This window comes from Clostridium tagluense, from assembly GCF_003865095.1.
Taxonomy (GTDB): Bacteria; Bacillota; Clostridia; order Clostridiales; family Clostridiaceae; genus Clostridium_AD; species Clostridium_AD tagluense.
This window is the reverse complement of sequence record NZ_BHYK01000059.1, coordinates 1-10,806: the sequence shown is the minus strand read 5'-3', so window position 1 is coordinate 10,806 and position 10,806 is coordinate 1. Positions and strand designations below refer to the sequence as shown.

Here is a 10,806-nt window from a genome sequence, read left to right as displayed (position 1 = left end):
GAATGGAGCAATTGATATTACAGCAGTTACAGGAAATGAAATAGAAATTATTGAAGTTGATGGTACATTTAAAGCAATCAAAGCAGGTAAGGCTACAGTTACAGCAAAGGTATAAAATAATGGGGCTCAAAGCCCCTTTGGAGGTTATTAAATGTTTGATTTAAATATTGTAAGCAAGAGGTACTTTACTATTAAAATAGGTGAGTTGGTATTAGAAGTTGCAGCACCAAAGCTCAAAGCATTAAAAAAAATAACAGCATTAAGCAAGGCAAAAAATGAGGACACAATGGATGAATTAGCTGAGGCGGTTGGCATGATTTTGAGCAAAAATAAGTCGGGACATAACGTGCCTGATGAACTGATTGATGATTTAGATCTTGACCAAATGAGCCAAATATTAACAGCATATTTTGAATGGCTTAGCAAAACTAAAAATTCCCCAAACTAAAAATCCCTTATTATCCTAATGATGATGGAAATGAGGGACATTTTACGGTAAATACCATAGAAGAGAAAATTGTTTGCAGCTACACAGGGTATGATTTTGACAGGCTAGAGGATTTAGAGGTATTTGAGTATTGGTTATTGCTGCGTGATGCTGTAATTTACAATTACATGCAGACAGAAAGTGGCAATGAGTATCTCGAAAATTGTTACCGAATGAGCCAAACTTCTCCAGATAGAAAAAGGCTTAGAGAAAAAATGGGAAAATAAAAAAAGAAAGGAGGAATAAGATGGCAGGAAATAATATAAAGGGTATAACCGTAGAAATTAATGGAGATACAGCTCCGTTAGACAAAGCGTTAAAAGGAGTTAACAAATCAAGTTCTGATTTAAAGCAAGAGCTGAAACAAGTTGAAAAAGCTTTAAAACTAGATCCGAAAAACACTGTGCTTTTACAACAAAAACAAGAATTGCTTGCTAAAAGCATAACAAATACTAAAGAGAAACTTGGGACTTTAAAAGCTGCAGAAGAACAGGCACAAGCTAAATTTGCACAAGGCAAAATAACTGAAGACCAATACCGGGCATTACAAAGAGAAGTAATAAACACTGAACAGGAATTAAAAAGATTAGCTTTACAATATGCAAGTGTTGGAACGGCAGCTAGTAGGTCTATAGTTGCCGCAGGGGATAGTATAAAAAAAGTAGGCGACAATGTAACTAACGTAGGCAAAAAAGTAAGCATTGCATCTGCCGCAGTAACAGGCATGGGAGCTACAGCTGTAGTAAATTATAAAGCTGTAAAGGTTGGAATGGATGAAGTAATAAAAGCAACTGGAGCAACTGGACAAGCGGCGAAAGAACTGGAAGTAACTTATAAAAACATTGGAAGAAATTCTACCGCAGATTTTGCTACGATAGGTCAAGCCCTGGGAGAAGTAAATACAAGATTTAATTTGACAGGCAAAGCAGCAGAGGACTGTACACTTCAATTTATTAAGTTTGCAAAAATAAATAATATGGATGCTAAAACTTCTGTTGCTTTAGTAAGTAGAGCTATGGGTGATGCTGGAATAAAGGCTTCTGACTACAGCAAAATCCTTGACATGCTTACAGTAGCAGCACAAAAAAGTGGTATAGGAATAGAAGGGCTTACTACAGATCTCGCTAAGTACGGTGCACCTATGCGAGCACTTGGGTTTGACGCAGAAACAAGTATAGCAATGTTTTCCGCTTGGGAAAAAGCTGGTGTTACAACTGAGCTAGCGTTCGGTGGTATGAAAAAATCTATAAGTAACTGGGGTGCAGCTGGTAAAGATAGTGCGGTTGAATTTTCAAAAACGCTTGAAGCTATAAAAAAAGCACCTAATATAGCAGCAGCAACAACTATGGCTATAGATGTATTTGGACAAAAAGCTGGCCCGGATTTAGCTGATGCAATTAGAGGTGGAAGATTCGAAGTTCAAGAGTATGTAGAAGCTTTGAAAAAATCTGGTGGATCAGTAACTAATACTACAAATCAAATGGCAAATGGTACTGGAGTTATTACAAAGGCTACACATGCAGCACAAATTGCTTCAGCGGAATTTGGAGATACAATTGTGAAAGCCTTAATCCCGATTATAACGTCAATTACAGATAAAATTAAACAAGCAAGTAATTATCTTAATAGTTTAGATGAAAGTACACGCAAAAACATAGTTGGTATTGGCTTAATTATTGCGGTTCTCGGCCCTTTAATTATGTTTATAGGAACTCTATTTAGCAGTATAGGCAGTATTGTAGCCGGAGCTGGTGCGGTAATTGGAATATTTACTACAATTAGCGGAGCGATAGGAATATTAACAGGTGCTACTGTAACAGCAACAGGTGCAGCAGTAGTAGCGACTCCAGCCATGACGTCACTAGCAGGTGCTATTACTTTTATAACTGGCCCAGTTGGGATTGCAATAGCCATAATAGCAGCACTAGCAATTGGTTTTACTTATCTGTGGAAACATTGCGAAGGATTTAGAAACTTTTGGAAAGGTTTGTGGGAAGACATAAAAAATACTACCAAGGTTGTAGTAGATGCTCTTGTAGGATTTTTTACAGTTACTATTCCGGGTGCATGGACTTCTTTAGTCGGGTTTTTTACAGGTATACCTGCATGGTTTAGCGATTTATGGAATGGAATCAAAACAACAACCGAAACTATTTGGAATGGAATTAAAACAACTATTGTAAATATTTTTAATGGTATATCTACTTCTGCAACTAATATATTCACTGGCATAAGTGATTTTTTTAGCAATCTTTGGGATGGGATTAAAACTACCACCCAAAATATTTGGAATGGAATTAAAGATTTTTTTGTAACTGTTTGGAATGGGATTGTAACTGTTACGATGGCAATATTAAATCCATTTATAGCAGGCATAACTAACATATTTAACAGTATGAAAGATGGCTTAACAACCATATTTGAAGGAATAAAGTTATATTTTACTGGGGTCTGGAATGCCATTAAATTAATTTTTCTAGGTCCTATATTGTTAATATTAGATTTATGCACTGGAAATTTCGGAAAATTAAAAACGGATACAGAAAATATATTTAATAAATTAAAAGAAGCATTTGCACAAATATGGGCAGGCATAAAATTAATATTTACAGGCGTAGTTACTGCAATTGGTGGATTTTTAAAACTTGAATGGAATGGGATAGTAACTATAGCCAAAACTATTTGGAATGGATTTAAAGACTTTATGTCTGCATTATGGAACGGAATAAAGTCAACTGCAATGAGTTTATGGAACGCTATAAAAACTGGTATAACTGCAATAATAAATGGAATAGTTGTAGGAGCAAAAGCAATCTGGAATGGGTTGCCAATATTTATGAATACGTTATGGACTGGAATAAAAACCACTGCGACAACAGCATGGAATGGATTAAAAACTACTGTTATCAATCTATGTAAAAATATTGTCGAAGGTGCAAAAAATATATGGAACGGACTTTTAACATGGTTTGGTGCTTTGCCAGGGCAATTAAAGACTGTAGGTAGTAATATGTTTTCAAGTATGAAAACCGGTGTAACGAGTACTATTGGTAGTGTTGATAGTGCCATAAGGAATGGATTTAATTCAGCTGTAAAATTTATAAAAGATTTACCAGGTCAAGCATTAACATGGGGTACCGACATGATAAAAGGATTTGTTGATGGTGTAAATAACAAAATAAAAGATGTAGTAGATTCTGTTGTAAATGTAGCGGATAAAATTAGAAGAGTACTTCACTTTACTGTGCCAGACGAAGGGCCACTTTCAGATGCTGATACATACGGCGGAGACTTCATGCAACTTTTGGCAGATTCTATAGATGCAAATAGCGATAAACCAGCCCAAGCAGCTAAAAAGGTTGCTGACTTGATTTCTAAAGAAATACAAAAAATTAAATCTACAACGGCAACAGCTATAAAAGAGTTAAATAGTCAATTTGATAAATTAAGTGCTTCCGAAACTATTGCACTAAGAGGTGTAAATAGTAATAAAAAATATGCCATTAAAGATGAATATGATGCTAAGAAAAAAGCTGTAAAGCAACAAATTGAATTAAGAAAAGAACAGGCAGATAAAGAAATTATGCAGATACAGCGTATTGGCAAAATGAATAAAGAAACACTGCAACAAGAATTAGCTGATAAAAAGACATTTGTAGATAAAGTGAATACTCTTAACGATCAAATTAAAAATGCCCTTAAAGAAAAATATACAGAAGAAGAAAAAGGGAAAGAAGAATCTATTCAAAAGCAAATAGATGACTTAGGTAAGTTAAAAGATGCAAGCATTAAGGATATTGAAGATACTTATAATGCAAAAAAAGAATTTATGGAAGTAGATGAGAAAAGAACTGAAGAGAGTATTCATACACAGATTGATATATTAGATAAGTGGAAAGAAAGTCAACTTAAGAGCATGGAAAATGCTTATGAAATTAAAAAGGAATCTCTTGAAAATACTGAAAGAATTTCCGAAAAAGCATTTGAAACCGAAAAAGATAATTTAGATAAATGGAAAGAAAGCCAACTTAAAAACAATGAAAATACTTATGAAGCAAAAAAAGAATATCTTGAAAACTCCCAAAGAGATTCCGAGAAAGCATTTGAGATAGAAAGCAATAATTTAGATGATTGGAAAGAAGAAACTACCAAAGTAATGGAAGATGTTTACGATTCTAAAAAACAAATATTTGAGGATTCTCAAAGAGCTTCTGAAAAAGCATTTGAAGCTGAAAAAGATAATTTAGATAAGTGGAAAGAAAGCCAACTTAAAGGTATTGAAGAAGTTTCAAGTACAAAGATTAAGGCTTTACAATCACAAATAGATGCGCTTGATGAACAAACTAAGTCGGAAGATAGAGCAGACAAAGACAAGGAAGAATTAGATAAAATAAGCAAGCTTAAGAATGCAATTTCATATGAACATAATGCGTTTAATAAAGTTGGAATGCAAGCAGAACTAGATAAGCTTCAAACAGAACGTGACAAGAGATTGCATACTCAAATTGTAACTGATAAAAAGGAAGAGTTAAAGAAACAAATAGATGCAGTAAAGGAAAATGCAGATGAACAAAAAATAAGTATCAATAGTCAATACGAAGCTAAAAAAGAAGATATTAAAAACAGGATTGAGGATAGTAAAGAGCATTATAGAATTGAAAAGGAAATGCTTGATAAATCAGAAAAAGCAGAAAAAGATTCTATAAAAACTACTTATGATGTAAAGAAAGAAGATATTAAAAAGAGAACTGATGATAGCAAAGAACATTATAGAATTGAAAAGGAAATGCTTGATAAAGCAGAAAAAGCAGAAAAAGATTCTATTAATTCAATTTATGAAGCCAAGAAAGAAGATATTAAAAACAGAATTGAGGATAGTAAAGAGCATTATAGAATTGAAAAGGAAATGCTTGATAAGTCGGAAAAAGAAGAAAAGGACTCTATTAATTTAATATATATAACTAAAAAAGAAACTTTAGAAAATGAACTTAATGATTCAAAAAAACACTTTGAAGATGAAAAGAAAGAATTAGACAAGAATTACAAAGAAACTAAAGAAGTTTTTGATATGCAATACAATGATAGCAAAGAGATACTTGATAAAAAAATAAAAGATGTAAAGAAATTCTATGGAGATAAACTAAAAGAAGCGAATATTGAAGCTGAAGCTGAAAAATTAGTTATGGAAAATAATCAAAAAGAAATAGTAGAATTATTAAATAGCTATGGAGAGCAATACAAGGTAGCTGGGCAAACATTAGGGGATAGACTTGCAGATGGATTCCAACCTGCAATAAATAATATAAAATCCATGATAGCAAGTATAACGGCTGAAATATCACAACAAAGGGCTAACGCAATAAGTGTAATGATGATGATGAATTCTTCATCCGCAGCGGCCATGAATGCTACTAGGATGAATAGTCCAAGCTTTAGCAGTAGCAGTAGCACAACGTCAACGCGGAATGAATATAACGTAGCAATAACAAGCCCAATTGCCCAAACTCCAAGCCAACAAAGACGTGAAATGGAAACAACATTAAGACAATTAGCTTTTTAACATCTTAAAAAGTAGGTGAAATATGCAGAAATTAATCTTTACAAATGATAGGGGACGGAGTATAGTTTTAAAAAATTCTGGCCCTTTTTTATTACAAAAATTTGACCCAAGCCCTCCCAAAAGTACAATATTAACGTCAAAAGCTCCTGGTCAAGATGGTAAAAGCTATCATGGAGCTTTATTAGAGGAACGAACCTTAAATATAGAGGTTGCTATTTTAGGTGATAATAGTGAAGATATGTTCAGAAAAAGGCAAGAATTATATAGTATCTTTAATCCTAAACTACAGGGCGTATTGACTTATACAAATGGTGCTGGTGAACATGAAATACAATGTATAGTGCAAGATGGTCCTACTCCCAAAGCCAGGTTTGAGCCAGTACAAGAATTTCTTATACAACTATATTGCCCAAATCCATTTTGGACAAACATAATTGAAGCTAAAGAAGAAATAGCATTATGGGTAGGCGACTTTGAATTTGCTTTAGAATTAACGGATGAAGGAATAGAAATGGGACATAGAGAAAGTAATTTAATAGTTAATATAAACAATAAAGGCGATGTTGAATGTGGTATGAGAATTGAATTTACCGCACTTGCTACTTTAGTAAATCCAAGTATTTTAAATATCTATACGAAAGAATATATTAAAATTAAAAGAACTCTTGTTGCCGGCGATAAGCTTGTAATTAATACAGATTTTGGAAATAAGAAGGTTGAAATGGTTCGTAATGGTGTTGCAACAAATGTATTTAATTATATAGACTTACAAACAACATTTTTACAACTCGATGTAGGAGATAATCTTTTAAAATATGATGCAGAGCAAGGCATAGATAATCTAGAGGTAGTAATTTACTACAAACCTCTATATGTGGGGGTGTAATGTGGACACCATGCCTATTAGAATAATAGATAAAGATTTCAATTTACTAGCTGAAATTGACAACTATGAAAGTTTGATATTTATAAGAAGATTTTATAAGGTTGGTGAGTTTGAACTACACATAAATATTAATAAAGCTTATACAGATAAGCTTATAGATGGTAACCTAATTTTATTAGGTAATAAACTTAACAAAGTAGGTATTATAATGCACAGAGAGAACACATATGACCAAAACGGAGAGCCTACAGATACACTCTTGATTAAAGGGCCAACTTTAAAAGGCTTATGCAATAGAAGACTTATTATTCCCATTAATGGTGCTTATGATAGTTACACAGGTTCTCAGGAAGCTATCATTAAATACTTTGTAGAAAGTAATTGTATTAATCCAACTGATGTTTCAAGAAAAATTCAAAACTTAGTGGTAGCTCCTAATTTAAACAGAGGATTTCAGGACAAGTGGCGTAGCAGATATGAAGTACTTTCTGATAAACTTACAGAAATAGGGGAGTATGCTAACTTAGGTTGGGATATAGTTCTTAATTTTAATAATAATAAACTTGTATTCGACATAACCCAAGGTAGAGATTTAACAGCGGATCAAGAACTCTTGCCTCCAGTAATTTTTAGTGTAGATTTTGATAATTTAAAAAGTAGACACTATATAGATAGCAGTTTAAATCACAAAAATGTAGGTTACTGTGGTGGAAGAGGAGATGATGAAAATAGGTTAGTACAGCAGGTAGGAGAAGTTAGTGGATTTGATAGAATAGAAAGCTTTATAGATTGTAGCCAAGCCCAAGATATAACAGAATTAAAAACTATGGGGCATCAAAAACTAGATGAACTAAAAAAAATAAAGAGCTTTGAGGTGGGAATAATACCTTATGGGTCTTTTACTTATGAACTAGATTATGATTTAGGCGATATTATTACAGCCCAAGATAGAAAACTAGGTGTGACCATGAATGCAAAAATCATTGAATTAAAAGAAATATATGAGGTTAATGGATTTAACTTAGAAGCTATATTTGGTACTAACATTCCTAATCTGCTTGATAAAATTAAGAATATGGCAAAGCAACAATCTAGTACAGCAATTATTGGCACCGGAGGTAATACTATAACAAATATTGATGGAGGTAGTTTTGTTTAATTTAAAATAAAGGATGTGATAGTTTGGAAAAAAGCAGTTTTTTTAATAGTATAAATGGGGATAGAAAATACAAAGCCAGTGATTTTGCTGAATTTTTTAATTCTCTTCTCACAAATGGTGTATTTCCTAATCCATCAACTAACTTACAAGTTATTAATAATGGAAACATGACGGTTACGGTTAAAGCGGGTAAAGCTTGGGTTAATGGTTATTGCTATATTAATGATAGTGACTTAATACTACCTATATCAGTAGCTGATGGCATTTTAAATAGGATAGACAGGGTTGTAATACAATATAACACAGTTAATAGAAACATTACTGCTAAAGTTAAAAAAGGTATGCTTGCAAGTAGTCCAGTTGCACTAATGTTGCAAAGAGATGCTGATGGCTATGAGTTAGGAATTGCAGATATATACATTGCTAGAGGAGTTACAAGTATAGTTCAAGCTAACATAACAGATTTAAGAATGAGTACAAGTTATTGTGGTTGGGTAAATAGTTTAATACAGGCTGATACTACAGCAATATTTAATCAATATTTAGATTGGTTTACATCCCAACAAAGTAAGTATAACGGAGATTTTACAACGTGGACAACCGCTAAAAAGGCTAGTTATGATGCTTGGTATGCAACAACAACTAGTGGATATACAACATCAATGTCAGCAAGCGAAGCAAGTTTTCAATCCCAATTTAACACTTGGTTCAGGTCAATTCAATCCCAACTTAGCGGTGATATAGCTGGTAATTTACAAGCTCAAATAACAGCAACAACTAAAATTTATAGAGGCACTACTGCTCCAGCAAGCCCAACATCCATAGATTTTTGGTTTAAGCAAGTTTAGGAGGTGAGGTGAATGTCTATAACGGAGTTACCTATACAAGAAAAAAGAGGGTTAAAGGCTGATTTACCCATCCTACTAGAGGGGCAATTTGGGTTTTGTACAGACACAAAAGAAGTCTTCATTGGTGATGGAACTGCAAATAATTTACTGGGTGCAAAAGGTGAGCAAGGCATCCAGGGAATAATGGGTTCAAAGGGTGATATAGGAGCACAAGGGATTAAGGGAGATACAGGATTACAGGGCATACAAGGATTAACAGGTAATACCGGATTAAAAGGTGATACTGGTGTTCAAGGTATAAAAGGTGACATAGGAGCAACAGGCGCACCTGGAACAATAGGTTTAACTGGTTCCAAGGGAGATAAAGGAGAACAAGGACCGAAAGGGACAGATGCTAATAGTAATCCAGAATGTATTACAGTTAGGCAAGAAAGATTTATAGTCCAATCGGGCCAAACTGTATTTAATCTTACAAAAGGGTCATATACACCGAATACAAATTCATTGTTTTGGTATATGTATGGCCAAAAACAGATTAGCGAGGGACTGATTGAAACCTCACCTACAAGCTTTGAAGTATTGGGTGGATTAGCTACAGGAGTGAACATAATGGCAGAATATATTGAAACCATAAATGTTACAATCGGGCTAAAGGGTGACAAAGGCGATACTGGAATTCAAGGTATTAAGGGGAATGTAGGAGCAACGGGATTGCAGGGGATTCAAGGCATCCAAGGTCCTATTGGTGTAACAGGAGCCACAGGGGCAACCGGAGCAACAGGCACAAAGGGTGATATTGGATTAACTGGTTCACAAGGGATACAAGGTATTAAAGGAGACATAGGCTCGCAAGGTGTAATAGGTTTAACTGGAGCAACCGGAGCCACGGGGGCAACAGGCACTGGATTGCGAGGAATACAGGGTATACAAGGGGTTAAAGGAGATACGGGAGCGACTGGGGCTCAAGGTATTCAAGGTCCATCCGGTCCAGGAGTTGGAGATATGCTTAAAAGCCAGTATGATGGTAATGGTAATGGTATAGTCGATATTGCAGAAAAAGTAATATTTCGAGCAATGACCACAGATTTGCATGGTTGGATTCCTTATGGAAGTGAGGGGTTATATGTAGGTCAAGGAAGCGGCATTACAAACGCTCCGACTAGTGAATGGTTTAGATATATTGGGGTATCACATGGCAATGGGACCGGGTATTTAACTATTATTGCTTATAACTTTAATAATAATGATAATTATACAAAAACCTTAACTGGTGGGGTATGGAGTGGTTGGAGTAAAAATGCTAAAATTTCTGATATACCAACGAGTCTTCCCGCTAATGGCGGGACCTCTACAAAAACAAATAATGTAAATTCTCCAGACGGGCCAAGGGACGGTAGCTTACCATTACCTAATACAAATCCGAATAATGTTAGATTTGATTTTATGAATGGCGGAGTTTTAGGGGGGCAAATAGGAAATTATATAGGAGTAATGACCTATTCCCCCTGGGATGGAACTAGTGCCTCTACAGGAGACTGTGCTTATCAATTAGCCTTTGGGTCGACAACTGCAAATGGCGGTAGTCCTCGATTAGCAATAAGAAATGGGATTAATGGTACTTGGAATGCATGGAATGAAATTAATACTAAAAGATGTACAACAAGTGCAACGGCTCCAGCTACCACAAGTGCAGGAGATTTTTGGTATAAAATAGTGTAAGAGGAGATGATTAAATGTCTGATATAAATATACAAATGCAACAAAGAAATGCGAATAATACCGCGTGGGACAATGTAAATCCAAAAACAACTGCTAGTAACGTTTTAGCATTAGATGGAAGTTCAGTTGAGTCACACTTGGCTGAAA

General features: G+C 34.5%; 6 protein-coding genes. All 6 read left to right on the top strand.

Going from position 1 to position 10,806, the window contains the following annotated elements:
* The first annotated feature begins 151 nt into the window (after nucleotides 1-151).
* The 6 genes from Ctaglu_RS23640 (at nucleotide 152) to Ctaglu_RS23610 (ending at nucleotide 10,659) form a co-directional block, all read left to right on the top strand.
* Entirely contained in the window at nucleotides 152-448 is a 297-nt protein-coding gene (locus Ctaglu_RS23640; protein ID WP_125006375.1) for a hypothetical protein, read from the top strand.
* Nucleotides 449-734: 286 nt separating this feature from the next.
* The gene (locus Ctaglu_RS23630) at nucleotides 735-6,047 is read left to right on the top strand and encodes a phage tail tape measure protein (protein ID WP_125006373.1); all 5,313 of its coding nucleotides are present in this window, start codon (nucleotides 735-737) and stop codon (nucleotides 6,045-6,047) included.
* 22 nt (nucleotides 6,048-6,069) lie between these two features.
* Nucleotides 6,070-6,933: a phage tail family protein gene (locus Ctaglu_RS23625; RefSeq protein WP_125006371.1), complete on the top strand. Its 864-nt coding sequence runs from the start codon at nucleotides 6,070-6,072 to the stop codon at nucleotides 6,931-6,933.
* Between the two features lie 10 nt (nucleotides 6,934-6,943).
* On the top strand, nucleotides 6,944-8,092 hold the full coding sequence (locus Ctaglu_RS23620) for a siphovirus ReqiPepy6 Gp37-like family protein (RefSeq protein WP_307720513.1): 1,149 nt from the start codon (nucleotides 6,944-6,946) through the stop codon (nucleotides 8,090-8,092).
* A 23-nt stretch (nucleotides 8,093-8,115) separates the two neighbouring features.
* Nucleotides 8,116-8,940 carry a hypothetical protein gene (locus tag Ctaglu_RS23615; RefSeq protein ID WP_125006367.1) on the top strand — a complete coding sequence of 275 codons (825 nt, stop codon included), beginning with the start codon at nucleotides 8,116-8,118 and terminating at the stop codon, nucleotides 8,938-8,940.
* Nucleotides 8,941-8,952: 12 nt separating this feature from the next.
* Nucleotides 8,953-10,659 (top strand): hyaluronate lyase N-terminal domain-containing protein, encoded by a 1,707-nt coding sequence (locus Ctaglu_RS23610; RefSeq protein ID WP_125006365.1) that lies wholly within the window; start codon nucleotides 8,953-8,955, stop codon nucleotides 10,657-10,659.
* Nucleotides 10,660-10,806: the final 147 nt, after the last annotated feature.

Coding starts and splice junctions, on each gene's coding strand:
- Ctaglu_RS23630 (WP_125006373.1), top strand. CDS start 735: ATGGCAGGAAATAATATAAAGGGTATAACCGTAGAAATTAATGGAGAT.
- Ctaglu_RS23610 (WP_125006365.1), top strand. CDS start 8,953: ATGTCTATAACGGAGTTACCTATACAAGAAAAAAGAGGGTTAAAGGCT.
- Ctaglu_RS23620 (WP_307720513.1), top strand. CDS start 6,944: ATGCCTATTAGAATAATAGATAAAGATTTCAATTTACTAGCTGAAATT.
- Ctaglu_RS23625 (WP_125006371.1), top strand. CDS start 6,070: ATGCAGAAATTAATCTTTACAAATGATAGGGGACGGAGTATAGTTTTA.
- Ctaglu_RS23640 (WP_125006375.1), top strand. CDS start 152: ATGTTTGATTTAAATATTGTAAGCAAGAGGTACTTTACTATTAAAATA.